This window comes from Pseudomonas delhiensis (genome assembly GCF_900187975.1).
GTDB classification, from domain to species: domain Bacteria; phylum Pseudomonadota; class Gammaproteobacteria; order Pseudomonadales; family Pseudomonadaceae; genus Pseudomonas; species Pseudomonas delhiensis.
Genome location: NZ_FZPC01000002.1, coordinates 162304 through 187603 on the forward strand (window position 1 = coordinate 162304; position 25300 = coordinate 187603).

Here is a 25300-nt window from a genome sequence, read left to right on the forward strand (position 1 = left end):
CCGCGATCCGCACCGGGACGTCCGGCTATCGCGGACAAGGTCCGCTCCTACGCGGGAGGCATACCGTGCCTCCCAGCAACCTGTAGGAGCGGGCCCTGCCCGCGATTTCGCGCGCAGGGCGCGCTCCTACATGGGCACGGCGTGGGTGGGGCGGTGTAGGAGCGGATCTCATCCGCGATCCGCGCCGGAACCTCCGGCTATTGCTGGGTCCGCGCCTTGCTGCTGCTTTCCAGCTGCTGCTCGGCGGCCTTGGCCAGGTCCGGCGGGAGGAAGTCCTTGTCCGGGTTGTAGTCGGCCTTGAGGTAGGTGCCCAGGGCCTGCAGGTCGGCCGGGCTGAGGGTGCCGGCGGTCTGCTTCAGGCGCAGGTTGTCGAGGATGTAGTCGTAGCGCGCGTTGTTGTAGTCGCGCACGGCGCTGTACAGCTGGCGCTGGGCGTCGAGCACGTCGACGATGTTGCGGGTGCCGACCTGGTAGCCGATCTCGGTGGCTTCCAGCGAGCTCTGGTTGGAGATGATCGCCTGGCGCCGCGCCTTCACCGTCTCCACGTCGGTGTTTACCGCGCGGTGCTGGTTGCGCGCGTCCTGCACCACCTGGCGGCGCTGGCTTTCGCGCAGTTGCTCGCTCTGGTTCAGGCGCTGGTACGACTCGCGCACCTGGGAGCTGGTCAGGCCGCCGCTGTAGATCGGGATGTTCAGCTGCACGCCGACGCTGGTCTGGTCCACCCACTTGCCGTAGTGCGGAATGGAACCGTCGGAGTTGGTGAAGCCCAGGGCGTCGTTGTCGCCCTTCTGGTACTGCACCACCGCGTCCACGGTCGGCAGGTGCCCGGCCTTGCGCTGGCGCAGCGTCTCCTCGGCGGCGGTGACCGCGAAGTTGCTGGCCTGCAGGGCGATATTCTGTTGCACCGAGGTGTCCACCCAGGCCTTGGCGTCGTTGGGCGTGGGCACCACCACCGGCAGCGAGTGGAGGATGCCCTCGATGCCGCTGTAGTCGCGGTTGGTGAGCGTCACCAGGGCCTGGAAGGCATCTTCCACGGCCTGCTCGGCGACGATGCGGTTGGCCCGCGCGGTGTCGTAGCCGGCCTGGGATTCGAGCACGTCGGTCTTGTCCGACAGGCCGACGTCGAAGCGTTCGTTGGACTGGTCGAGCTGGCGCTTGAAGGCCGCTTCCTCGGCCTTGCTGGCGGCCAGGTTGTCCTGGGCGCGGAGCACGCCGAAGTAGGTCTCGGCGGTCTGCAGGATCAGCCGCTGCTGGGTGGCGGAGAATTCCAGCTGGGCCTGTTCGCTGATGTTTTCCGCGGCCTTGAGCTGGAACCAGCGGTCGGCGCGGAACAGCGGCTGGCTGAGGCTGGCCTGGACCAGTTGGCTGCTGCGGTTGAGGGTGGCGTCCGGCGTGTCCAGCGAGGTGCGGGTGTTGCCCAGGCTGCCGCCGGCGTTGATCTGCGGCAGCAGGCCGGAGCGGGCCTGGGGCACGACTTCCTTGCGCGCCAGGTAGTCGGCCTGGGCGGCGGCGAGGTCGGCGTTGTTGTCTACGGCATCCTTGTAGACGCTGATCAGGTCGGTCTTGCTCGGCAGTGGAGCGACGCTCGACGTGGGCTGGGCTGCCCAGACGAAACCTGTGGAGGCGGCCACGGCGACAGCCAGGGAGAGTCTGCGCAGCATTCGTTCGTCCTAGAAAGTGTGCGGGTGGGGCAAGGCTACGGTCGCCCCGATCGATGGTCAAGGCGCCATCTTGGGGCAATTCGTTGCAGCATTGTAGTTGCCGGCGCGTGACCGCGAAGTCGCTTCGGATACTTTCGGCCCGGCGGCATTGGCCAAGCACCGAACTCTTGTTTAGACTGCGGACGTTCTTGTCGGGGTGCCCCATTGCGAGGGGCTGAGATCGGATAGTTCCGGATCCCGTTGAACCTGATCGGGTTAGCACCCGCGTAGGGAACAAGAAGTCCGCGTCCCCAGTGCCTTTCCGGCCGGCCCCAGCCCTCCCCGGACGCGTCCTTTCTCCGCAGTGCCTTGCGGCCCCCGCGTCACCCAGGTTCTCCCGACAATCAACCCAGGAGAGCCAGGATGAGCACCCAGAAGAACAACGTCACCCGCCTTGAACAGCTCGACCGCCAATCGGCGCAGCCCTTCCCCAACTCGCGCAAGGTCTACCTGACCGGCTCGCGCCCGGACATCCGCGTACCGGTGCGGGAAATTTCCCTGGCCGATACGCCCACTGCCTTCGGCGGCGAGAGGAACCCGCCGGTGTACGTCTACGACACTTCCGGCCCCTACACCGACCCGGCCGTACGCATCGACCTGCGCAAGGGCCTGCCCGACGTGCGCTCGCGCTGGATCGACGAGCGCGGCGACACCGAGATCCTCCCCGGGCTGACCTCCGAGTTCGGCAAGGCGCGCCTGGCCGACGCCAGCCTCGACGCCCTGCGCTTCGCCCACGTGCGCACCCCGCGCCGGGCCAAGGCAGGGCGCAACGTCACGCAGATGCACTACGCGCGCCAGGGCATCGTCACCCCGGAGATGGAATACATCGCCATCCGCGAGAACATGAAGCTGCAGGAAGCCCGCGCCGCCGGCCTGCTCGACGCGCAGCACCCGGGGCAGAGCTTCGGCGCCAGCATCCCGCAGGAGATCACCGCCGAGTTCGTGCGTGACGAAGTGGCCCGCGGCCGCGCCATCATCCCGGCGAACATCAACCACACGGAACTCGAGCCGATGATCATCGGCCGCAACTTCCTGGTGAAGATCAACGGCAACATCGGCAACAGCGCGCTGGGCTCCTCGATCGAGGAAGAGGTGGAGAAGCTCACCTGGGGCATCCGCTGGGGCGCCGACACCGTGATGGACCTGTCCACCGGCAAGCACATCCACGAGACCCGCGAGTGGATCCTGCGCAACAGCCCGGTGCCGATCGGCACCGTGCCGATCTACCAGGCGCTGGAGAAGGTCAATGGCGTCGCCGAGGACCTGACCTGGGAAATCTTCCGCGACACCCTGATCGAACAGGCCGAGCAGGGCGTGGACTACTTCACCATCCACGCCGGCGTGCTGCTGCGCTACGTGCCGCTGACCGCCAAGCGCGTCACCGGCATCGTCTCGCGCGGCGGCTCGATCATGGCCAAGTGGTGCCTGGCGCACCACCAGGAGAACTTCCTCTATACGCACTTCGAGGACATCTGCGAGATCATGAAGGCCTACGACGTCAGCTTCTCGCTGGGCGACGGCCTGCGCCCCGGCTCGGTGGCCGACGCCAACGACGCCGCCCAGTTCGGCGAACTGGAAACCCTCGGCGAGCTGACTCGCATTGCCTGGAAGCATGACGTGCAGGTGCTGATCGAAGGCCCCGGCCACGTGCCCATGCACCTGATCAAGGAGAACATGGACAAGCAGCTGGAATGCTGCGACGAGGCGCCGTTCTATACCCTCGGCCCGCTGACCACCGACATCGCCCCCGGCTACGACCACATCACCTCGGGCATAGGCGCGGCGATGATCGGCTGGTTCGGCTGCGCCATGCTCTGCTACGTGACGCCCAAGGAGCACCTGGGCCTGCCGAACAAGGACGACGTGAAGACCGGCATCATCACCTACAAGATCGCCGCGCATGCTGCCGATCTCGCCAAAGGCCACCCGGGCGCGCAGATCCGCGACAACGCCCTGTCCAAGGCGCGCTTCGAGTTCCGCTGGGAAGACCAGTTCAACCTCGGCCTGGACCCGGACACCGCCCGCGCCTTCCACGACGAGACGCTGCCCAAGGACTCGGCCAAGGTCGCGCACTTCTGCTCCATGTGCGGGCCGAAGTTCTGTTCCATGAAGATCACCCAGGAAGTCCGCGACTACGCCAGGGAGAACGGCCTGACCGACGAGCAGAAGGCCATCGAGGCCGGCTTCCAGGAACAGGCAGCGCGCTTCAAGGACGAAGGTTCGGTGATCTACAAACAGGTCTGAAGAATGGCGGCAGGCTACAGGCGGCAGGCTGCAGGCAGGAGCGAAGCGCTCGCCTGGCACCGCCTATGGCCTGTAGCCTGCCGCCTGTAGCCAATTTTCCCCTTGAGCCTTGCATCCATCGTGACCAGTTTCCCTACGACCAATTATTCCCCGGCCATCGCCGTTGGCGCCGCCCAGCGTGTGCTCGGCCTGCGCGACCTGTTCTCCCTGTGGTTCTCCCTCGGCATCGGCCTGATGGTGCTGCAGACCGGCGCGCTGCTGGCGCCCGGCCTGGGCCTGGCCGGCTCGCTGCTGGCGATCTTCCTCGGCACCCTGGTCGGCGTGCTGCTGCTGGCCGCCGCCGGGGTGATCGGCAGCGACACCGGGCTGGCCGCCATGGCCTCGCTCAAGCTCAGCCTCGGTGGCCACGGCGCGGCGCTGCCGGCCGTGCTCAACCTGCTGCAGCTGGTGGGCTGGGGCGCCTTCGAGGTGATCGTCATGCGCGACGCCGCCAGCCTGCTGGCCGCGCGCGCCTTCGGCGAGGGCAGCCTGTGGACCAGTCCGGCGCTGTGGACCCTGGTGTTCGGCGCCCTGGCCACCCTGCTGGCGGTCAGCGGGCCGCTGGCCTTCGTCCGCCGCGTGCTGCGCAAGTGGGGCATCTGGCTGCTGCTGGCGGCCTGCGTCTGGCTGACCTGGGACCTGCTGCGCCGCGCGGACCTCGCGGCCATCTGGGTACGCGGCGGCGACGGCTCGCTGCCGCTGGCGGTGGGCTTCGACATCGCCATCGCCATGCCGCTGTCCTGGCTGCCGCTGATCGCCGACTACTCGCGCTTCGGCAAGCACGCCGGGCAGGTCTTCGGCGGCGCCGCCCTGGGCTTCTTCATCGGCTGTTTCTGGCTGATGGGCCTGGGTGTGGCCTACACCCTGGCGTTCGCCCAGGGCAGCGACGCCAACGCCCTGCTGCTGGCCCTGGCCGGCGCCGGCATGGGCATCCCGCTGCTGCTGATCCTGCTCGACGAGTCGGAGAAGGCCTTCGCCGACATCCACTCGGCGGCGGTCTCCAGCGGCATCCTGGTGCCGCTGAAGGTCGAGCACCTGGCGTTGATCATCGGCGTGCTCTGCACCCTGATCGCCTGGTTCGCGCCGCTGGCGCAGTACCAGAACTTCCTGCTGCTGATCGGCTCGGTGTTCGCGCCGCTGTTCGGCGTGGTGCTGGTGGACCACTTCCTGCTGCGCCGCCGCGCCGCCGCCGAGGTCCGCCCCGGCCTGCGCTGGGGCTCGCTGCTGGCCTGGGCCGGCGGCGTGGTCACCTACCACCTGCTGGCCAACTACGCGCCGGACCTGGGCGCCACCCTGCCGGCGCTGCTGGTGGCCGGGGTGCTGCAGCTGCTGCTGGGGCGCCTCGGCGCCAGGGGCTGACCGGCCTGCCGGCCGGATCGCGGACGGAGTCCGCTCCTACGCGGGCCGAGCCATGCCATTCCCCTGTAGGAGCGCGCCCTGCGCGCGAATCGCGGGCAGGGCCCGCTCCTACAATGGGGCGACATGGGAGACGCGAATTTTGATCCAGTCACCCCCGCGAACGAGGGAGCCCAGAAGACAGTTGCTCCTACAGTCTGCAATGAGGCACGGCGTCTCCCGTAGGGCGAATAACCGTTCGCGGTTATCCGCCGTTGGCCGGAGCGCCGGTGCCCGACGACGGCGGCGGATAACGCCCTAGGCGTTATGCGCCCTACGGGTTGACGCCGAGCTTCGTGTTCATGCCGGTGAACGCCATTCGCGTCTACCCCACCACCGTTGCCCGCTCCTATGGTTCCAGGGAGGCACGGCCGTAGGAGCGGACTCCGTCCGCGATTGGGCGCCCGGCTACTGCGCACCACGCCCCGGGAAATAGTAGGGCTTCACGATCCCGTTGAGCCGCGGATAGGGAATCTTCAGCTCCGGGTGCCCGACCGAGTGCGGGGCGATGCGGTCGATGTCGTACTTCAGCGTCAGCGCGCCGAAGGTCAGGGCGAAGTGCGGGGTCTTCTGGAACGGCCAGTCCCTGAGGAAGTTCGCGTCCTGCTCCACCAGCTTGTTCTGCACCACCCAGGCCTGGTGGGCCAGGCGCGCGGTGTCCCAGAACGCCTGTTCCTGGCCGGGCAGCAGCACGTCCTGCAGCGTCAGCACCTTGTGCAGGCGGCGGTCGTAGTTGATGAAGGCGCGGCCCGGGCGGCCGTACTCGCCGCCGGTGAAGACGTAGCTGGACAACTCGAGGATCACCAGGCCGTCATGCTGCTCGCGTATCTTCGCCTGCAGGTAGCTGCTCCAGCCCGGCCTGGCGCTGGCCAGGAAATCCCGCTCGTAGCCGGCGAGGCTGGCCGGGCGCGGGTCGTCCGGGGTTTCCCGGGTGAGTTCGAGCAGCTGCTGCTCGATGGCGGCGTCGAGCGCGGGCTCGCCGTCGAAGCCCAGGGTGTCCAGGTTGAACAGCGGGCACTGCTCGCCCTGGCAGCCCGGCTGCAGGTGTTCGAAGGCGGTGTGGCGGGCGCTCAGCGGGTCGCCCAGGCCCGGGCCGAAGAGGCTCTGGCAGCCGCCGAGCGCCAGCAGCAGGCCCGCGGCGGCAAGAGTTTTCAGAAAATGCATGGGAGTCCTTCTTTGCGTGTCCGGCGGCGATCGGCCGCGCGGCTTGGACCGGCGAAGCCGCGCCGGGTTCGCCGCGCCGCCGAGTGTAGCAGTGTCGCGCGGCTCCCCGCCGGGCGGTGGCGGAAAGAGGCTGCACGGGGCACGGCGTCGCGCTAGGATGGCGCGAAGTTCAACCGATCAGCGAGTGTGTGGGATGGCGGATATCTTCAAGGCGGGCCCTGACGATGTGGAGATCACTCGGCGCGAGGAATGCTTCCGCGGCTTCTATCGCATCGAGCGTCTGCACCTGCGTCATCGCCAGTTCGCCGGCGACATGGGGCCGCTGATCAGCCGCGAGCTGTTCGTCCGCCACGATGCCGTCTGCGTGCTGCCCTACGACCCGCACCGCGACGAGGTGGTGCTGATCGAGCAGTTCCGCGTCGGCGCCATGGAGGCCGGGGTCAACCCCTGGCTGCTGGAGTTGGTCGCCGGGCTGATCGACAAGGACGAGGAACCCGAGGAAGTCGCCCGCCGCGAAGCCGTCGAAGAGGCCGGCCTGAACCTCGGCGCGCTCTGGCCGATCAGCCAGTACCTGCCCTCGCCCGGCGGCAGCAACGAGCTGGTGCACCTGTTCGTCGGCCGTTGCGACAGCAGCCTGGCCTCGGGCATCCATGGCCTGGAGGAGGAGGGCGAGGACATCCGCGTCCACGTGCTGGCCCTGGAAGATGCCCTGCAGGCCGTGCGCGACGGGCGCGTCAACAACGCCGCGAGCATGCTCGCCCTGCAATGGCTGGCGCTGAACCGTGCCGAGGTCCGTGGGCTATGGGTGTGAACCTGCTGCGCGAGCGCTACCGCGTCGACCTCGCCGGGCTGCAGGCCACCTGCGAGGCCAACTACCTGCGCCTGATGCGGTTGCTGCCGGACATGCGCGAGGTGCAGTCGCAACGCCGCGTGGCGCTGAGCGAGGGCGAACGCCTGCTCGGCGTGCTGGCCCTGGAGGTGATCGAGGCCTGCCCCTACACCACCACCCTGCAGGTGCGCCAGGAGCTGGGCCTGCCCTGGCTGCCCGCGCCGCGCCTGGAAGTGCGCGTCTACCATGACGCGCGCATGGCCGAAGTGGTCGGCGCCGAGCAGGCGCGCCGCCTGCTGGCCATCTACCCTTATCCGAACCAGGCCATGCACCAGCCGGACGAGAAGAGCCAGCTCAACCTCTTCCTCGGCGAGTGGCTGAGCCATTGCCTGGCCTGCGGCCACGAGCTGGAGCCGGTGCTGCAGCGCTGAAACATGGGTAGTGGCACTGCGCCATGATAGAATGTCGTTCGTCTGGCCGACGGCGAGCTTACTGTGAACTGTGACTCTTTCCCGGTTTGCCCGGCACCGGGGCTGTCACCATACTTCCTTCAACGACGACGCCTCGCCTGACAGGAGAAGGCGCATTGCCTGCGAAAGAATTTTCCTCAAATGAGCCGGTGCTGCTGGTGCAGCTCTCCGACAGCCATCTGTTCGCCGAGCATGATGGCCGACTCCTTGGCATGGATACTGCGGACAGCCTGAAGCAGGTGGTGAAGCGGGTTCTCGAGGAGCAGCCGCAGGTCGACCTGGTCCTGGCGACTGGTGATATCTCGCAGGACGGTTCCGTGGAATCGTACCGACGTTTCCTGGATATCTGTTCCAGCATCCAGGCGCCGAGCCGCTGGTTCCCCGGCAACCACGACGAGCTGGCGCCCATGCGCGAAGTCTGCGCCGACAGCGACCGGCTCGACCCGGTGCTCGACCTGGGCGCCTGGCGCATCGTCCTGCTCGACTCCACCATTCCCGGCGCGGTGCCCGGGCAGGTGTCCGCCGAGCAGCTCGCCCTGCTGGACGAGGCCCTGCACGGCGCGCGCGAGCGCCACGTGCTGGTGGCCTTCCACCATCACCCGGTGAGCATCGGCAGCCAGTGGATGGACCGCATCGGCATCCGCAACCCGCAGGACCTGTTCGCCGTGCTCGACCGCCACCGCCAGGTGCGCTGCCTGCTCTGGGGCCACGTGCACCAGGAGATCGACCGCCTGCGCGGCGACGTGCGCCTGCTGGCATCGCCTTCCACCTGCGTGCAGTTCGCCCCGGGCAGCGAGGACTTCGGCGTGGACAGCCTGGCGCCGGGCTACCGCTGGCTGCGCCTGCTGCCCGATGGCGGCGTGCAGACCGGCGTGTCGCGGGTCACCGGCATCGATTTCCAGGTGGACTACAGCGTCCAGGGCTACTGACGCGTGCGGCTTGCAGGCAGCGGCTCGCTGCTTGTAGCCTCCCGCACCATGACCGACATCCTCTATATCCACGGCTTCAACAGTTCCCCGGCCTCGCAGAAGGCCCGCCAGCTGATGGCCGTCATGGGCCGCCTGGGCTTGCAGGCGCACCTGCGGGTGCCCGAGCTGCACCACCACCCGCGCCAGGCCATGGCCCAGCTCGAGGCGGCCATCGGCGAGCTCGACCGGCCCTTGCTGGTCGGCAGTTCCCTGGGCGGCTACTATGCGACCCATCTTGCCGAGCGGCATGGCCTCAAGGCCCTGCTGATCAACCCGGCGGTGCTGCCCCACGGCCGTTTCGACGGCTACCTGGGGCCGCAGAAGAACCATTACAGCGGCGAGGAGTGGGTGCTGACCCAGGAACACGTCGACGCCCTGGCGGAACTCGAAGTGCCGCCGCCGGTCGATGCGGCGCGCTACCAGGTGTGGCTGCAGACCGGCGACGAAACCCTCGACTACAAGGTGGCCGCGGTGTTCTACCGGGCCTGTGCCTTGCGCATCGAGGCCGGTGGCGACCACAGCTTCCAGGGCTTCGCTCGCTGGCTGCCGGCGCTGCTGGCCTTCGCCGGGGTGCCGGCGAGCCGCTGGCACGACCTCGATTTCTCCACTTTCGACTGAATTTGCTGACTGAAAAGGGACCCCATGGCCCAGCAGAACGCCTATACCGCAGAAGCCATCGAAGTCCTCTCCGGCCTCGATCCGGTGCGCAAGCGCCCGGGCATGTACACCGACACCACGCGGCCCAACCACCTGGCCCAGGAAGTCATCGACAACTCCGTGGACGAGGCCCTGGCCGGCCACGCGAAGAGCGTGCAGGTGATCCTCCACGAGGACAACTCGCTGGAAGTGATCGACGACGGCCGCGGCATGCCGGTGGACATCCACCCCGAAGAGGGCGTGCCGGGGGTCGAGCTGATCCTCACCAAGCTGCACGCCGGCGGCAAGTTCTCCAACAAGAACTACCAGTTCTCCGGCGGCCTGCACGGCGTGGGCATCTCGGTGGTGAACGCGCTTTCCACCCAGGTGGAAGTGCGCGTCAAGCGTGACGCCAACGAATACCGCATGACCTTCGCCGACGGCTTCAAGGCCAGCGACCTGGAAGTCGTCGGCAGCGTCGGCAAGCGCAACACCGGTACCACCGTGCGCTTCTGGCCCGACCCGAAGTATTTCGACTCGCCGAAGTTCTCCGTCAGCCGCCTGAAGCACGTGCTCAAGGCCAAGGCCGTGCTCTGCCCGGGGCTGCTGGTCAGCTTCGAGGACAAGAGCAGCGGCGAGCGCGTCGAATGGCACTACGAGGACGGCCTGCGTTCCTACCTGGCCGACTCGGTGTCCGAGCTGCCGCGCCTGCCGGAAGAGCCCTTCTGCGGCACCCTGGCCGGCAGCAAGGAGGCGGTGGACTGGGCCCTGCTGTGGCTGCCCGAGGGCGGCGAATCGCTGCAGGAAAGCTACGTCAACCTGATCCCCACGGCCCAGGGCGGCACCCACGTCAACGGCCTGCGCCAGGGCCTGCTCGACGCCATGCGCGAGTTCTGCGAGTTCCGCAACCTGCTGCCGCGCGGCGTGAAGCTGGCGCCGGAAGACGTCTGGGAGCGCATCGCCTTCGTCCTCTCGATGAAGCTGCAGGAGCCGCAGTTCTCCGGGCAGACCAAGGAACGCCTGTCCTCCCGCGAGGCCGCGGCCTTCGTCTCCGGGGTGGTCAAGGACGCCTTCAGCCTGTGGCTCAATGCCAACCCCGAGCTGGGCCTGCAGCTGGCCGAACTGGCCATCAGCAACGCCGGCCGCCGCCTCAAGGCGGGCAAGAAGGTCGAGCGCAAGAAGATCACCCAGGGCCCGGCGCTGCCCGGCAAGCTGGCCGACTGCGCCGGCCAGGACCCGATGCGCGCCGAACTCTTCCTGGTGGAGGGCGACTCCGCCGGTGGCTCGGCCAAGCAGGCGCGGGACAAGGAGTTCCAGGCGATCATGCCGCTGCGCGGGAAGATCCTGAACACCTGGGAAGTGGACGGCGGCGAAGTCCTGGCCAGCCAGGAAGTGCACGACATCGCCGTGGCCATCGGCGTCGACCCGGGCGCCGCCGACCTGACCCAGCTGCGCTACGGCAAGATCTGCATCCTCGCCGACGCCGACTCCGACGGCCTGCACATCGCCACCCTGCTGTGCGCGCTGTTCGTCCGCCACTTCCGCCCGCTGGTGGAAGCCGGGCACGTCTACGTGGCCATGCCGCCGCTGTACCGCATCGACCTGGGCAAGGAAGTCTTCTACGCCCTGGACGACGCCGAGCGCGACGGCATCCTCGACCGGCTGCTGGCCGAGAAGCGCCGCGGCAAGCCGCAGGTCACCCGCTTCAAGGGCCTGGGCGAGATGAACCCGCCGCAGCTGCGCGAAACCACCATGGACCCGAACACCCGGCGCCTGGTGCAACTGACCCTGGAAGACGCCGAGGGCACCGTCGAGATCATGGACATGCTGCTGGCCAAGAAGCGTGCCGGCGACCGCAAGTCCTGGCTGGAGACCAAGGGCAACCTGGCCGAGGTCCTGGCCTGATGCGCCGCGTCCTGGCCGCCCTGGCGGCCGTACTCGGCTGCGCCCAGGCCCTGGCGGACGCACCCGCGGTGGGGCAGGGGCCGGCCCTGCAGTTCCTCTCCGAGCACGCCGTGGAAGGCATGCCCGCGGGCAACTTGTCGGGGCTGGCGCTGTGCGGCGGCGAGCTGTGGACGGTATCCGACCGCGACGACGACCGCCTCTACGGCCTGCGCCCGGACGAAGCCCCGGGCAGCGTCTGGCAGGCCCGCGCCGAGACCTTCAGCGTGCCCGGGTTGCCCGACAGCGGCCTGTCCTGGGGCGCCCGCGCGCGCACCTGGCTGTACGGCCTGGTGCGCGGTGGGGCCATGGACTTCGAAGGTGTCAGCTGCGACGGCAAGGGCAACCGCTACCTGGTCAGCGAGGCCTATGCCGGCGTTCTGCGGGTGCCGGAGGCCGGCGCCGCGCAATGGCTGGAGCTGCCGCCGACTCTGTTGCGCCAGGCGCGCGCCAGCGGCCTGCTGATGGTCAACAACGCCTACTACGAAGGCCTGGCCATCGACGCCGACGGCAAGCGCCTGTGGCTCGCCGCCGAACGCCAGCGCCGCGGCCTGCTGCGCCTGCGCAACGAGAACGGCAGCTGGAAATGCGACGGCGCCTGCGTGCTGCTGAGCGAGGGCGGCACGGCGCTGCCGCCGCCACAGCTGGAAAGCGACAAGCCGCTGGCCCTGGACTTCTCCGACCTGGCGCTGTACCAGGGCAAGCTGTTCACCCTGGAACGCCTGGTCCACCAGGTCTGCCGGCGCAACGCCGACAGCGGCGCCGCCGAGCGCTGCTGGTCGTTCGCCGACGGCGCCCTGGCCCCGCAGCGCCGCTACGCCTTGCCCTATGGCGTGGCCGAGGCCCTGGTGATCGACGACAAGGGCGCCTGGATCGGCCTGGACAACGGCGATGCGGCGCGCGCCGACGGCGATGCGCGGCCCTACGTGCTGCGCTTCGCCGCCCCGGCGGAGGGCTGGCTGGGTGGCAAATGAGCGAAGCACAACCCGGACGCCGCCTCGGCAAGGCCATGATGCTGCTCGCCTGGCTGGCCGGCATCGGCCTGGCCACGCACTTCTTCGGCCTGTGGGAAAAGCGCCAGCACAACCCCAACGTCCAGCCTCAGTCGTTGCACGGCGACGGCTACGTGGAATTGCGCCTGCTGGGCAACCGCCAGGGCCACTACGTGTTCGACGGGCTGATCGACGGTACGCCGGCGACCTTCCTGCTGGACACCGGCGCCAGCGCCGTGGCCGTGCCGGAAGCACTGGCCCTGCGCCTGCAGCTGCAGCGTGGCGCACCCATCGACCTGGATACCGCCAACGGCCGCACCCGGGGCTGGCGCACGCGCCTGCAGCGCTTGGAGCTTGGCGACATCCTGCTGCGCGACGTGCCGGCGATCATCGCCCCGGGCATGGGCGGCAACGAGGTGCTGCTCGGCATGAGCGCACTCAGACAACTCGAATTCTCCCAGCGCGACGGCACCCTGGTGCTGCGCCAGAACACTTCCCCGTGAGGCACGCATGAGCGAAACCCTCGATCTGAGCCTGGAAGGCGTGGAGCGCCGCTCCCTCGCCGAGTTCACCGAACAGGCCTACCTGAACTACTCCATGTACGTGATCATGGACCGCGCCCTGCCGCATATCGGCGACGGCCTCAAGCCCGTGCAGCGGCGCATCGTCTACGCCATGAGCGAGCTGGGCCTGGACGCCGACTCCAAGCACAAGAAGTCGGCGCGCACCGTCGGTGACGTACTGGGTAAATACCACCCCCACGGCGACTCGGCCTGCTACGAGGCCATGGTGCTGATGGCCCAGCCGTTCTCCTACCGCTACCCGCTGGTGGACGGCCAGGGCAACTGGGGCGCGCCGGACGATCCCAAGTCCTTCGCCGCCATGCGCTACACCGAGGCGCGCCTGTCGCGCTACGCCGAGACCCTGCTCTCCGAGCTGGGCCAGGGCACCGCGGACTGGGTGCCGAACTTCGACGGCACCCTGGAGGAGCCGGCGGTGCTGCCGGCGCGGCTGCCCAACCTGCTGTTGAACGGCACCACCGGTATCGCCGTGGGCATGGCCACCGACGTGCCGCCGCACAACCTGCGCGAAGTGGCTGCGGCCTGCGTGCGCCTGCTCGACCAGCCGGACGCCGGCGTCGGCGAACTGCTCGAGCACGTGCAGGGCCCGGACTTCCCCACCGAGGCGGAGATCATCACCCCGCGCGCCGACCTGCAGAAGATCTACGAAACCGGCCGCGGCTCGGTGCGCATGCGCGCCGTGTACCGCGTCGAGGACGGCGACATCGTGGTCACCGCGCTGCCGCACCAGGTCTCCGGGGCCAAGGTGCTGGAGCAGATCGCCGCGCAGATGCAGGCCAAGAAGCTGCCGATGGTCGCCGACCTGCGCGACGAGTCGGACCACGAGCACCCCACCCGCATCGTCATCATCCCGCGCTCCAACCGCGTGGACGCCGACGAGCTGATGACCCACCTGTTCGCCACCACCGACCTGGAAAGCTCCTACCGGGTGAACCTCAACGTCATCGGCCTGGACGGCAAGCCGCAGGTCAAGGACCTGCGCCAGCTGCTGACCGAGTGGCTGACCTACCGCACCGACACCGTGCGCCGCCGCCTGCAGTTCCGCCTGGACAAGGTGGAGAAGCGCCTGCACCTGTTGGAAGGCCTGCTGATCGCCTTCCTCAACCTCGACGAGGTGATCCACATCATCCGCACCGAGGAGCAGCCCAAGCCGGTGCTGATGGAGCGCTTCGCCCTCACCGACGTGCAGGCCGACTACATCCTCGACACCCGCCTGCGCCAGCTGGCGCGCCTGGAAGAGATGAAAATCCGCGGCGAGCAGGAAGCGCTGGCCAAGGAGCGCGCCAAGCTGCTGGCGATCCTCGGCTCCAACGCCAAGCTGCGCAAGCTGGTGCGCGACGAGCTGATCGCCGACGCCGAGGCCTATGGCGACGACCGCCGCTCGCCGATCGTCGAGCGCGCCGAGGCCAAGGCCCTCTCGGAAACCGAGCTGATGCCCACCGAGCCGGTCACCGTGGTGCTCTCCGACAAGGGCTGGGTGCGCTGCGCCAAGGGCCACGAGATCGACGCCGAAGGGCTTTCGTACAAGGCCGGCGACACCTTCAAGGCCGCCGCGCCCGGACGTTCGAACCAGTACGCGGTGTTCATCGACTCCACCGGGCGCAGCTACTCGCTGGCGGCCCACAGCCTGCCGTCGGCGCGTGGCCAGGGCGAGCCGTTGACCGGCCGCCTGACGCCGCCGCCGGGCGCCAGCTTCGAGCGCGTGCTGCTGCCCGAGGACAGCGCCCTGTACGTGCTGGCCTCGGACGCCGGCTATGGCTTCGTGGTCAAGGGCGAGGACATGCAGGCCAAGAACAAGGCCGGCAAGGCCCTGCTCAGCCTGCCCAACGGCGCGCAGGTGATGGCCCCGCGGCCGGTGGCCGACGTCGAGCAGGACTGGCTGGCGGCGGTGACCACCGAGGGCCGCCTGCTGCTGTTCAAGGTCTCCGACCTGCCGCAACTGGCCAAGGGCAAGGGCAACAAGATCATCAGCGTACCGGGCGAGCGCGTGGCCAGCCGCGAGGAATACCTGACCGACCTGGCAGTTCTGCCGCCGGGGGCGACCCTCGTGCTGCAGGCCGGCAAGCGCACCCTGTCGTTGCGCGGCGACGACCTGGAGCACTACAAGGGTGAGCGCGGCCGGCGTGGCAACAAGCTGCCGCGTGGCTTCCAGCGGGTCGATGCACTGCTGGTCGAGTCGCTGTCTCAGGACTGAAACGCTCTGCGATACACTCTGCCTCTGGAGCTATGGCGCCGGTTAAGGGATGATAGGTCCCTTTGACACGGGCGCCTTGGCTCCATTGTCGTTTTGGTTAGTGGTTTTTTGTAGCAAGTGACGCCGATCTTCGGCGAATTAACGGTGATTGCACGATGAGCGCCCTGCGCGTCCTCGCATGTCTTTCCCTCGTCGGCCTCCTCGGGCTGGCGGGCTGTACGGTGAATCGACCGACCCAGCTGTACCAACTGGACGCCGGGGCGACCCCGGTGCCCACCCGCGACAACGGTATCGCCGTACTGCTCGGGCCGGTGCAACTGGCCGACTACCTGCAACGTGAGTCCATGGTCCAGCGCCAGGCCGATGGCATCCTCAACCTGTCCACCGAGGCGCGCTGGGCTGGCAGCCTGGAAACCAACGTCAGCCAGTTGCTGGTGCGCCAGTTGTCCAGCAGCCTGGACACCACCCGCCTGGCGCTGTTCCCGGAGCAGCCGGGGTTCACCCCGCAGGTGCAGGTGATGCTGACCATCAGTCGCCTGGATTCCGGTCCGAAGGAGCCGGCGGTGCTGGATGCGCGCTGGCGCCTGCTCGACCAGAAGGGCGCGCTGCGCGACAGCCGCGTGTTCCATGAAGAGGAAAAGCACGACGGCAGCCTGCAGGACCAGGTCCGCGCGCAGAGCGAACTGCTGCGCCGCCTGGCCGGGCAACTGGCCCAGGACGTGCGCCCGGTGGCGGTGGCCGCCGAGCAGCCGGCGGCGCCACGCAAGCCGGCCGCGGCCGCCGAACAGGCCGCCAAGCCCAAGGAAGAAGGGCCGAAGATGCCGTTGGTGGTGCCCATCCACAACAACGCCGAAGTCTTCCGCTTCTGATCGCCGACGGCCCGCGGGTGTCCTGCCCGCGGGTCGCTCTTCGTTGACGAATTCTTGACCATGACGGTGCTAACAAGGCTGCGGTTCTGCCGGCGCCGTTGATCGGAATCCCTTCGGTTGGCGCCCGGCGGGGGTAGGTCCTTGCCACCGTCCATCTCCTTGTCGCCCTTGCCCTCCAGGCTGGCCAGCCTGGGCCCGGCCGCCCGCGCCTGGCTGCTGGGGGTGCTCGCCCTGCTGCTGTTCTGCGCCCAGGCCAAGGGGCGGGCGATCATCGGTTTCGACTCGCGCTTCGTGCTGTTCGCCCAGGAGATGCTGCGCCACGGGCCGAGCCTGTTCCCCACCACCTACGGCGAACCCTACCCGGACTACCCGGGCACTTCGACGTTGCTGATCTACCTGCTGTCGCTGCCTTTCGGCCGCGTCGACAGCCTGGGCGCCTGGCTGCCCTCGGCGCTGGCCGCGGCGGCCGTGGTGGCCCTGGTGTACCGCCTGCTGGAGCCGACCTCGCAGCGCTGGGCGCTGTCCGCCGTGGCGCTGTTGCTGCTCACCGCGACTTTCGTCAGCGAGACCCGCGCGGTGTCGCTGGACCAGATGGTCTCGGCCCTGGCCCTGGGCGCCTTCTACCTCGCCCGGCGCGACCACGGGCGCCCGCTGCCGCCCTTGCTGGCGCGGCTGGGGGCGCTGCTGCTGGGCGGTTTCCTGGTCCGCGGCCCGCTGGGCCTGGTGATTCCCGCCGCGGCGGTCTGCGCCTTTTGGTTGGCGGCGCGGGATTGGCGCCGGCTGCTGGTCTTCGGCTCGTTCGCCGCGGCCCTGCTGGCGCTCGCCTGCCTGGCGCTGCTGGGCGCGGCCCAGCTGAGCGGCGGCCCCGGCTTCGTCCGGGAAGTGCTGCAGATGCAGGTCATCGGCCGTCTCGACGGCAGCGCCGGGGCCAGCTCGCCCTTCTACTACTTCCTCAGTGCGCCCGGCAATTACGCCCTGGCCTTCCCCCTGGCGCTGCCGGCGCTGTTGCTGCTGCCCGGCGCACGCGGGCGGGGTGAAGACGAGGGCACCCGGACCCTGCTGCTGGCCTGTGTCCTGGCTGCGCTGCTGGTGATGCTCGGCCTGTCCGTGCCCCAGGCCAAGAAGGCCCGCTACATCCTGGCGGCGGCGCCCTACATGGCGATAGTCGCCGCCTACCCCTTCCAGGTGGCAGGCAGCCGCCTGGCTTCGGCGTTGCGCTGGGTCATGCAGGCCCTCTGGGCAATCCTGCCCGGGGTGCTGGCGCTGGCCCTGGCATTCGCCTGGCGGCGACTGGGCGGGCACTTGCAGGGCTATCACCTCGCCCTGTACGGCACCCTGGCCTTGTTGCTGGTCCTGCAGGGCTCTGCCCTGTGGATGCTGCACCACCCGCGGCTACGGGCGCCGGGGCTGGCCGGCTGCGCCGTGCTGGCGCTGTGGGCGGCCTACATCCTCGCCTTCGAGCCCATGGAGCGCGGGCTGTACGGCACGCGCGCCTTCGCCCTGGCTGCCGACGCGGCCATGGCCGCCAGGCCGGCGCCGGTGGTTTTCGTCGGCCTGGGCAGGGACGCCAAGGCGATCAAGTACCTGGTCAACCTCGACCACGACCTGGCGCCGGGCTTCATTGACCAGGACAGCCAACTGCAGGGGCTGCAGGGTCCGCTCTACCTGGTGATGTCGGCCGCGCGCCGGGATGCCTTGCGGGCGTCGTCAGTGGCTGGCCTGAAGCCCCTGGTGGCGGCGGATTTCGACCATGAGCCCCATGTGCTGCTGTACCTGCCCGCAACGCAGCAGGCGCACGAGTGACGGGCAGGGCGGGTAGGCAGGAGGGACGCAAGGCCGGCCAGCCCACGGGGGCGGCCGGCCTTCTGCTCAGGAGGTGCGCAGGGCGCGCATGCGGGTGAGCTGGCGTTCCAGCATCGACGGGTAGGGTTCCTTCAGCCATTCCACGCAACTGGCCTCGGCCGGGTTGGCGATGGCGCGGACGCGGGCGCGCTGGCGCACCTGCTCGTCCTCGGCGATGACGCGCTCGATCAGCAGCAGGTTGCGGCTGTGCTGGCTGAGGTTCAGGGCGTTCTGCACGGCGCTTTCCTGCAGCAGTTCGGCCTGGGCCAGTTCCGCCAGCTCGTCGCCCTGGGTCAGGCCCAGTTGCAGTTGCAGGGTGATGCCGCTGTCCACCACCTCGATCTGCAGGGCGTGGCCGAGGGCGCGCATCAGCTCGCCGCAGCACAGGGCGTGGGTGAGGTAGTCGTCGTCGTCGCGGGCGTGGAAGAGGATCAGGCTGCCGCCGTCGCTGAGGGTGAACAGCTGGCCCTTGTACAGGCGCGCGGCCTGCTCCAGGCAGTCGCGGTAGCGTTCCAGCAGGTCCACCAGGCGGCTGCGCGGCAGGCGCCGCAGCTGCTCCTGGTTGCCCAGCTGCACGGCCAGCACGGCGCAGGGGTTGGGCAGCACCGGCTCGGGTTCTTCCTCGGCGGTTTCCTTGGCCTCGTCAGCTTCTTCGACGAAGTCCTCAGAAAATTCCTCCGCGGCCAGGGGCGCTTCTTCGTGCAACTCGTCCTCGGCGAAGATGTTCTCGTCGAACTCATGCTCGTCGCGCGGCAGGTCGAGGCGGGGTTCGCGCTTGTCGTCCGGCTCGCCGGCGGTTTCGCCCTCGGCGTCCTTCTCGACGGGGTCTTTCGCGGGCTTCGCCGGCGCCGGTGCGGCGGCCTTCGGCGCTGCCTTGCGGGGCGCGGGGGCGGGGGCAGGTTCCGGGGCCGGCGGCTTCTCCGGCACCAGGCGGGCCTGGAGCTGGCGGGCCAGGTCGCCGATCTCGTTCTGCAGGCCGGCGCCGGGGGCGGGGTCGTCCGGGTCGCGCAGCCACACGCGCAGCTGCAGCAGCGGGGTGGAGATGTGGCGGCCCAGGCGCAGGCTGAGGGTCAGGGTGAGCAGCAGCAGGATCAGGCTGATCAGGCCCATGCTCTGCAGGCTGACCATCATCGGCTGCTGGAACTGCTCCATGTCCAGGCTGATGCGCAGCTGGCCGGCCATGACCTCCTGGAAGGTGATCTGCGTCGAGTAGACCCCCTCGGTGTCGCCCAGCAGGCCCTGCTTGGGCCGCGAGCCGGCCTCGGCCAGGGTGCGGCCGTCGGCGCTGTAGATGGCGGCGTGGGCCACCAGCGGGTTCTTGGTCAGGTTGCCCAGCAGCACGTTGAGGCTGAGGATGTCGTTGGACACCAGCAGTTCGGTGGCCGAGGCCGCGGTCTGGGTGGTCAGGCTCTGGCCCACGGCATCGGCCTGCTGGTGCATGGCCTGCTTGAACTGCATGCCCATCACCCAGGCGTAGATCAGCAGCGCCGCCGCCACCAGCACCAGGCTGTGGATGGCGATGCGCAGGGCGATGGGCACCCGGCGCTGGCGCAGGGCGTGGTACAGCAACAGGAAGAAATTGTCGGGCTTGACGGACGTGGGCCGGGTCACAGCGGGCTCGGTCTTCTATGAAAGGACAGTCCCGGCAGTATAACGGCGCCCCGGGAAGGGGCAAAGCGCCGGTCCGCCCGTGATCCGGCCGGCGCGCACGATCCGATCGGCGGTTGTGCCGCCGGCGGGCGAGGCGACGGCCGAGAAAGGCGGTAGAATGTGCGCTTTTTCCATGGCGGAGACTGCGCCTTGCGCGAAATCGTCCTGATCAACATCACCGGGGAAGACCGCCCCGGCCTCACCGCGGCCATCACCGGCGTGCTGGCCCAGGGCGGGGTGAACATCCTCGACATCGGCCAGGCGGTGATCCACGACACCCTGTCCTTCGGCATCCTGGTGGAGATCCCCGACACCGAGCGGGCCTCCGCGGTCCTCAAGGACGTGCTCTTCACCGCCTACGAACTCGACCAGCAGGTGCGCTTCACCCCCGTTTCCGAGGCCGACTACCAGCAATGGGTCGGCGGCCAGGGCAAGCCGCGCCAGATCGTCACCCTGCTGACGCGCCGGGTGACCGCCGAGCAGTTGCAGCGGGTCAGCTCGATCACCGCCAAGTACGGGCTGAACATCGACCACATCGACCGCCTGTCCGGGCGCATGCCGCTGGACATGCCGGCCGAGCGCGGCAAGGGCTGCATCGAGTTCTCCGTGCGCGGCGAACCGGCCGACCCGGTGGCGCTGCGCGCCGAGTTCCTCAGCGTGGCCCAGGAACTGAACGTCGACATCGCCTTCCAGCGCGACTCGCTGTACCGCCGCAACCGCCGCCTGGCGGTGTTCGACATGGACTCGACGCTGATCGAGGCCGAGGTCATCGACGAGCTGGCCAAGGCCGCCGGCGTCGGCGAGAAGGTCGCCGAGATCACCGAGCGCGCCATGCGCGGCGAGCTGGACTTCCGCGCCAGCTTCAAGGAGCGCCTGGCGCTGCTCAAGGGCTTGTCCGAGGACGTGCTCGAAGAGATCGGCGCCTCGCTGCGCCTGACCGAGGGCGCCGAGACGCTGTTCGCCGAGCTCAAGCGCCTGGGCTACAAGACCGCCATCCTCTCCGGCGGCTTCACCTATTTCGCCCGCCAGCTGCAGGCGAAACTGGGCATCGACTACGTCTTCGCCAACGAGCTGGAGATCGTCGACGGCAAGGTCACCGGCGTGGCCGTCGAGCCGATCGTCGACGCCCAGCGCAAGGCCGACCTGCTGCGCGAACTGGCGGCGAAGGAAGGCCTGCAGCTGGAGCAGACCATCGCCGTGGGCGACGGCGCCAACGACCTGCCGATGCTCGGCCTGGCCGGCCTGGGCGTGGCCTTCCGCGCCAAGCCGCTGGTCAAGCAGTCGGCCAAGCAGGCCATCTCCACCCTGGGCCTGGACGGCATCCTCTACCTGCTGGGCTTCCGCGACCGCGAGGGCGTGGACGGGCGTTGAGCCGGCAGAAGCCTGGGGAAGTGCCGTGGCGAACCGTAGGGCGAATAACGCGAAGCGTTATCCGCCGCTTGGCCTTGGCACCAGGCCGCTCGGGGTTGAGCTGGAAAAACGCCTGGTTGGAATGCGGAGCCGGCGAGGGCATGGGTGTAACGGCGTATAACCGCGAACGGTTATACGCCCTACGGAGACCCATCACGGAGCTCGGTGTCGACCTGTAGGAGCGCGCCCTGCGCGCGATTCGCGGGCAGGGCCCGCTCCTACAAATGAATCCGTGCGCCGAGGTGCCTTTCGTAGGATGGGTCGAGTTTACGAAACCCATGCGGCCGTGGTGATGGGTGCCGTGTTTGAGCAGATCACTCCTCCGAGGAGAAGTCGTAGTCCATCGCCTGGCTCGGGCCCTGCAGGTAGCGGCCCTGGATGTAGTTGGCGCCGGCCTGCCAGAGGGTGGCCAGGGCGGTGGCGCTCTCCACCATCGGCACTATGGTCAGCTTGGCCTGGGCGTGCAGGCTGGCCATGAGGGTGCGCAGGTTCTCCTGGTTCTCCGGGCGGCTGAGGTCCTGCACGTAGGAGCCGTCGATCTTCACGAAGTCGACGTTCATGTGCTTGAGCGTGTTGAACGGGTTCAGCGCGCAGCCGAACTGGCCGAGGGCGACCTGGCAGTGCAGCTCGGCGAGCCCCTGGCTCAGGGCCTTGGCCTGCTTGAGGTGGGCCACGGCGTCGGTTTCGCTGATCTGCAGGATCAGCGAGTCGGCCGGCAGGCGCGCGGCCTTCAGGGCCACCGCCAGCCAGGGCAGCAGCCCGGCATCCTGCAGGCTGGGGCCGGACAGGTGCACGAAGAGCTTGGTGTCGTGGCCCTTGGCGCGGTGCTCGGCGAGCAGCTTGATGGAGTTGAGCAGCACCCAGCGGTCGATGCGCTCGGCCAGGCCGCCGGCCCTGGCCGCGCCGAGGAAGTCGGCGGCGGGCACTTCCTCGCCCTGCGGGTTGAGCAGGCGCAGCAGCACTTCGTACAGCTCGTGGCTGTCGCCGCGCAGGCTGATGATCGGCTGGAACAGCAGGCGGAAGGCGTTCTTCTCCAGCGCCTGCTGGACGATGGCCAGCAGGTCGCCGCGGCTGGCGGCGGCGGCCAGTTCGTCTGCCGGGTCGTAGTGCTTGATGCCGTTGCCCTCGGCCTGGGCGATTTCGTCGGCGCAGCGGTGGGCGCGCTCGATGACGTCCTGGGCGCGGCTGGTCTTTTCGTCGAGCCCGGCGCAGCCGATCGACAGGGTGACCTGGGCGGTGCGTCCGTGGATGTCGAACAGGTGGCCTTCGACGCGCTTGAGCAGGCTGGCGAACAGCGCCTTGCTCTGTTCCGGCGTCTGGCCGTCGAGCAGCACGCTGAAGGCGTCGTCGCTGAAGCGGGCCAGTTGCGCGCTTTCGGGGAAGTGCTCGCGCAGCAGGTGGGCGAGGTCGGCCAGCAGCAGGTCGATGCTGGCGATGCCCAGGCTCAGCTGCAGGTTCTGCGCGCGGTCGAGCAGCAGGTAGGCGAGGGTGGCCGGCTGGCCGGCGGTGACGGCGCGCTCCACGGCGGCATCCATCAGGTCGAGGAAGTGGGCGCGGTTGAACAGGCCGGTGACCAGGTCCTGGCTGCTGACCTCGCGCAGCTTCTCCTGCAGTTCGCTGTTGTCCTGCTCGGCGCGGATCACCACCTGGATGCAGGGCTCGCCGTCATAGGTGGCCGGCGAGAAGTTCATGCGCGCGCGCAGCGCCTGGCCATCGACGCGCACGCCGCTGCACAGCAGCTCGTTGTCGCCGTCGCCGTGCTGGTAGCCCTTGAGGAAGTCCTTGAAGGTCGCCTGGTCGGCCGGGGCGATCAGGTCGATCATCGGCAGCCCTTCCAGTTCCTCCGCGTCCTCGTAGCCGAACAGCGCGACGTAGGCGCGGTTGGCGTAGATGTGCATGCCGTCGTGGACGTAGGTGATGGCGTCCACCGAGCTGTCCAGCAGCAGCTGGCAGCGCTTTTCCGCCTCGCGCAGGGCGACTTCGGCGGTGCGCCGGGCGCGGCGCTCTTCCAGGGCGGCGATTTCGCGGTTGGCCACCAGCACCAGGCGCTCGTCCTCGCCCTGGGGCAGGGCGTCCTGGGCGCCGAGGGCCAGGGCCTCGGTGATGCTGTCGGAGTCGTTGCCCTCGACCAGCTGGATGAAGGGGATGTCCTTGGCCTGGCGGCGCAGGCTGGCCAGGGCCTCGTCCGGCGCCAGGGCGCCGCTGTGCGGGGCGGCGATCAGCAGGTCCCAGGTCTGTTGCAGGGCTTCGGCGAGGTCTTCGCTGGAGGTGACGCGGTGGACGCGGGTCGCGCGCCCGGCATTGCGGAACAGGCTGACCAGGCGTTCGGCCTCGTTCTGCGAGTCTTCCAGGATCAGCAGGCGGACGGTTTTCTTTTCATTGGCCATGAAGAGCTGCTTATAGCGCGCCGGATGGCAGCCAGGAGGCGACGAATGGAGTGCGGCCGAATCTACAGCGACTTCCAGAGTGAGTCAAAGTCTTCCTCCCCATGCCCCGCATGGCTGCTCGTCCCTGTGACGGGCTTATCGTCGGCGCCCTTCGGGCGCTCCTGGGTACTGTATTCGAACTGGCTGAAACTGCCGGTGGCGGTGAGCTTGCGCGTCAGGGTGGCGCGGCGTTCGTCGCCGTGCACGTTGATCTGCACGCGGCTGCCTTCCTGGAAGGGCAGGCGTGGCGAGATCAGCGTCGCCGGCCGCGAGATGGCGGCGATTTCCGGCAGCAGCAGGGCGCGCAGGTAGTGGCTGCTCTGCTCCGACTTGCGCAGCAGTTGCAGGCCGCAGGGCTGGGCGATGGGGGCGATCAGCTCGATGCCCATCTGCGTGCCGCCGCCGCGGACCTGGCGGATCCAGCGCACCACCGCGACGCTCCAGCTGTGCCCGGGGGCGTCCTGGATGCCGAGCAGTTCGCCGGCCTGCAGCTGGCTGGGGATTTCCTTCGGCCAGGTCAGGCAGTAGCCGCCGGGGCTGTGGTTGACGATGGGCAGGGTGAAGACCGGGTACTCGTCGCTGGCCGCGGCCCCGGAAGCGTCGGGCGAGCCCTGGTCCGCCGAGCGGAGCGGCTGGTACTCGATTTCCTCCAGCGGCATGCCCGGTTGCCAGTCGGTGACCTTCTGCGCGTCGAAGGCATTGGCCCAGGCGTCGTTCACTTCCGCCTGGAAGGTCGCCTGCACAGGTTCCGGCAGCTTGAGCAGGTCGGCGAAGGCGCAGCGGCCGGACAGGTAGTAGTGCAGCGCGCTCATGCCGATGCACAGGGTCAGTTGGCCCTGGCCGGAGGTGCGCTGGAAGCTGCGCTCGGCGATGTCGCCCCAGGCGCTGGCCAGGTGCTGCAGCAGGTCGATGCTGATGCGCTCGCCGCCCTTGAGCGGCAGCTTGTCGCGTTGCTCGGCGGGGGCCTGCAGGTATTCCTTGATCGCCGCCACCAGGCGCTGCGGGTCCATGCCCAGGCCGTTGTGCAGGTCGCTGGCCTTGTACAGCGAACGGTAGCGCGGCGGGCCGTCCACCTGCGGGGCGACCACGAACAGGCTGGACGGCAGGTCGGCCTCCTGCAGGCGTACCAGCGAGCCCCAGGCCTCCAGGGCCTCGGCCACCTGGGCGATGCCGGCCTGGCGCATCTGGTTGCAGCGGGCGCAGCCCAGCAGCAGGGCCACCAGGTAGGCCTGCTCGACGTTCAGGCTGTTGCCATGCTTGGCAAGGTCGTCACGGACCGCCAGCCCCTGCACGCCCTTGCTGCGGGCCAGCTGGTAGAGCTGGTGCAGCTCCAGCCACAGGCTTTCCGGCACCGGGCAGTAGAGCTGCTGGGCGCGGATCAGCGGGCCGCAGAGGCTGCGGATGGCCCGCTGCAGGGCAAGGGTGAGGATCTGTGCGCGTTCGCGGGTGAAGCGCGGTGCCTCGCGCACCACCACCAGCTTGTAGCCCACGGCCAGGTGGTTCTGCAGGGCCTGGCAGAGGTTGGCGACCTTGCGCGGGCGCTCGTCGAGGACGATGGACTGGTTGAGGAAGTGGCGTTCGAGGTTGTGGCAGACCGACTGGACTTCCGGGCGGAACAGCTCCAGCAGCTGCAGGCGGGCCTCCACCGGGAGCTTCAGCTGGTTCAGCTCGATCAGGCCCTGGTAGAGCTGGCGTGCGGTCTCGCCGAGGTTGGCCTTGGGCAGGTGGTCCAGCCAGTATTTGATATCGCGCGCAGTGACGTTGCAGAAGCTCAGGCTTTCCTGCGTCGGGGTGGGAACGCGCAGCAATTGCTGGGGACTCGTATTGTCCATGGTCGGATGAGGTGCTCCACGATCTGGGCCGTTCGCTGGACCGTTGTGCCGGTCTTGGGCGCCGGTTTTTCCAAACTCTAGCAGTATCCACCTGAGAAGGCAGCCCGTTCCCTGGTTG

The 25300-nt window shown here is 68.9% G+C and carries 18 protein-coding genes and 1 riboswitch; of the genes, 13 read left to right on the forward strand and 5 right to left on the reverse strand.

Features of this window, described 5'->3' with window-relative positions; translation table 11 throughout:
* Positions 1-197 precede the first annotated feature (197 nt).
* Entirely contained in the window at positions 198-1661 is a 1464-nt protein-coding gene (locus CHC02_RS02610) for a TolC family outer membrane protein (RefSeq protein ID WP_089389963.1), read from the reverse strand.
* 182 nt (positions 1662-1843) lie between these two features.
* Positions 1844-1951: riboswitch (TPP riboswitch) on the forward strand.
* Positions 1952-2063: 112 nt separating this feature from the next.
* Between CHC02_RS02610 and thiC the strand changes: the two genes are divergently transcribed.
* On the forward strand, positions 2064-3944 hold the full coding sequence (gene thiC, locus CHC02_RS02615; protein WP_089389964.1) for a phosphomethylpyrimidine synthase ThiC: 1881 nt from the start codon (positions 2064-2066) through the stop codon (positions 3942-3944).
* A gap of 120 nt (positions 3945-4064) precedes the next feature.
* A complete protein-coding gene (cytX, locus tag CHC02_RS02620; protein WP_176450306.1) occupies positions 4065-5342 on the forward strand; it encodes a putative hydroxymethylpyrimidine transporter CytX in 1278 nt (425 codons plus the stop codon).
* A 444-nt stretch (positions 5343-5786) separates the two neighbouring features.
* Here cytX and CHC02_RS02625 read toward each other — a convergent pair whose 3' ends face one another.
* Positions 5787-6542, reverse strand: a complete 756-nt coding sequence (locus tag CHC02_RS02625; RefSeq protein ID WP_089389966.1) for an RsiV family protein — start codon at positions 6540-6542, stop codon at positions 5787-5789.
* 193 nt (positions 6543-6735) lie between these two features.
* Here CHC02_RS02625 and CHC02_RS02630 point away from each other — a divergent pair, with 193 nt between their 5' ends.
* From CHC02_RS02630 to CHC02_RS02675, 10 genes are all read left to right on the forward strand, one after another.
* On the forward strand, positions 6736-7353 hold the full coding sequence (locus CHC02_RS02630; RefSeq protein ID WP_089389967.1) for an NUDIX domain-containing protein: 618 nt from the start codon (positions 6736-6738) through the stop codon (positions 7351-7353).
* Complete coding sequence (locus tag CHC02_RS02635) at positions 7344-7802, forward strand: DUF1249 domain-containing protein (protein WP_009613530.1); 459 nt, start codon at positions 7344-7346, stop codon at positions 7800-7802. Before CHC02_RS02630 ends, CHC02_RS02635 begins: the two co-directional genes overlap by 10 nt.
* A 155-nt stretch (positions 7803-7957) precedes the next feature.
* Positions 7958-8770: a 3',5'-cyclic-AMP phosphodiesterase gene (gene cpdA / locus CHC02_RS02640; RefSeq protein ID WP_089389968.1), complete on the forward strand. Its 813-nt coding sequence runs from the start codon at positions 7958-7960 to the stop codon at positions 8768-8770.
* 48 nt (positions 8771-8818) lie between these two features.
* Positions 8819-9427 (forward strand): YqiA/YcfP family alpha/beta fold hydrolase, encoded by a 609-nt coding sequence (locus CHC02_RS02645; protein ID WP_089389969.1) that lies wholly within the window; start codon positions 8819-8821, stop codon positions 9425-9427.
* 24 nt (positions 9428-9451) lie between these two features.
* Positions 9452-11350 carry a DNA topoisomerase IV subunit B gene (gene parE, locus CHC02_RS02650; RefSeq protein ID WP_089389970.1) on the forward strand — a complete coding sequence of 633 codons (1899 nt, stop codon included), beginning with the start codon at positions 9452-9454 and terminating at the stop codon, positions 11348-11350.
* Entirely contained in the window at positions 11350-12360 is a 1011-nt protein-coding gene (locus tag CHC02_RS02655) for an esterase-like activity of phytase family protein (protein ID WP_089389971.1), read from the forward strand. The genes parE and CHC02_RS02655 overlap by 1 nt, the downstream gene beginning before the upstream one ends.
* A complete protein-coding gene (locus tag CHC02_RS02660) occupies positions 12357-12881 on the forward strand; it encodes a retropepsin-like aspartic protease family protein (RefSeq protein WP_089389972.1) in 525 nt (174 codons plus the stop codon). The genes CHC02_RS02655 and CHC02_RS02660 overlap by 4 nt, the downstream gene beginning before the upstream one ends.
* A 7-nt stretch (positions 12882-12888) precedes the next feature.
* Complete coding sequence (gene parC, locus CHC02_RS02665; protein WP_089389973.1) at positions 12889-15153, forward strand: DNA topoisomerase IV subunit A; 2265 nt, start codon at positions 12889-12891, stop codon at positions 15151-15153.
* A gap of 155 nt (positions 15154-15308) precedes the next feature.
* Complete coding sequence (locus CHC02_RS02670) at positions 15309-16022, forward strand: PqiC family protein (RefSeq protein ID WP_089389974.1); 714 nt, start codon at positions 15309-15311, stop codon at positions 16020-16022.
* A gap of 141 nt (positions 16023-16163) precedes the next feature.
* A complete protein-coding gene (locus CHC02_RS02675) occupies positions 16164-17825 on the forward strand; it encodes a glycosyltransferase family 39 protein (protein ID WP_089389975.1) in 1662 nt (553 codons plus the stop codon).
* 66 nt (positions 17826-17891) lie between these two features.
* Here the strand turns inward: CHC02_RS02675 and CHC02_RS02680 are convergent, their stop codons facing one another.
* Complete coding sequence (locus CHC02_RS02680; RefSeq protein WP_089389976.1) at positions 17892-19475, reverse strand: YtjB family periplasmic protein; 1584 nt, start codon at positions 19473-19475, stop codon at positions 17892-17894.
* 189 nt (positions 19476-19664) lie between these two features.
* Here CHC02_RS02680 and serB point away from each other — a divergent pair, with 189 nt between their 5' ends.
* Entirely contained in the window at positions 19665-20885 is a 1221-nt protein-coding gene (serB, locus tag CHC02_RS02685; protein WP_089389977.1) for a phosphoserine phosphatase SerB, read from the forward strand.
* Positions 20886-21238: 353 nt separating this feature from the next.
* Here the strand turns inward: serB and CHC02_RS02690 are convergent, their stop codons facing one another.
* A complete protein-coding gene (locus CHC02_RS02690; RefSeq protein ID WP_089389978.1) occupies positions 21239-23311 on the reverse strand; it encodes an EAL domain-containing response regulator in 2073 nt (690 codons plus the stop codon).
* Positions 23312-23373: 62 nt separating this feature from the next.
* Positions 23374-25182, reverse strand: coding sequence for a molecular chaperone (locus CHC02_RS02695; protein ID WP_089389979.1), 1809 nt, complete (start codon positions 25180-25182; stop codon positions 23374-23376).
* Positions 25183-25300: the final 118 nt, after the last annotated feature.

What these genes read in the sequence shown, in the direction of transcription:
- CHC02_RS02610 (WP_089389963.1), bottom strand. Translation starts at nt 1,661, where the DNA reads ATGCTGCGCAGACTCTCCCTGGCTGTCGCCGTGGCCGCCTCCACAGGT.
- thiC (WP_089389964.1), top strand. Translation starts at nt 2,064, where the DNA reads ATGAGCACCCAGAAGAACAACGTCACCCGCCTTGAACAGCTCGACCGC.
- CHC02_RS02625 (WP_089389966.1), bottom strand. Translation starts at nt 6,542, where the DNA reads ATGCATTTTCTGAAAACTCTTGCCGCCGCGGGCCTGCTGCTGGCGCTC.
- CHC02_RS02630 (WP_089389967.1), top strand. Translation starts at nt 6,736, where the DNA reads ATGGCGGATATCTTCAAGGCGGGCCCTGACGATGTGGAGATCACTCGG.
- CHC02_RS02635 (WP_009613530.1), top strand. Translation starts at nt 7,344, where the DNA reads ATGGGTGTGAACCTGCTGCGCGAGCGCTACCGCGTCGACCTCGCCGGG.
- CHC02_RS02645 (WP_089389969.1), top strand. Translation starts at nt 8,819, where the DNA reads ATGACCGACATCCTCTATATCCACGGCTTCAACAGTTCCCCGGCCTCG.
- parE (WP_089389970.1), top strand. Translation starts at nt 9,452, where the DNA reads ATGGCCCAGCAGAACGCCTATACCGCAGAAGCCATCGAAGTCCTCTCC.
- CHC02_RS02655 (WP_089389971.1), top strand. Translation starts at nt 11,350, where the DNA reads ATGCGCCGCGTCCTGGCCGCCCTGGCGGCCGTACTCGGCTGCGCCCAG.
- CHC02_RS02660 (WP_089389972.1), top strand. Translation starts at nt 12,357, where the DNA reads ATGAGCGAAGCACAACCCGGACGCCGCCTCGGCAAGGCCATGATGCTG.
- parC (WP_089389973.1), top strand. Translation starts at nt 12,889, where the DNA reads ATGAGCGAAACCCTCGATCTGAGCCTGGAAGGCGTGGAGCGCCGCTCC.
- CHC02_RS02670 (WP_089389974.1), top strand. Translation starts at nt 15,309, where the DNA reads ATGAGCGCCCTGCGCGTCCTCGCATGTCTTTCCCTCGTCGGCCTCCTC.
- CHC02_RS02690 (WP_089389978.1), bottom strand. Translation starts at nt 23,311, where the DNA reads ATGGCCAATGAAAAGAAAACCGTCCGCCTGCTGATCCTGGAAGACTCG.
- CHC02_RS02695 (WP_089389979.1), bottom strand. Translation starts at nt 25,182, where the DNA reads ATGGACAATACGAGTCCCCAGCAATTGCTGCGCGTTCCCACCCCGACG.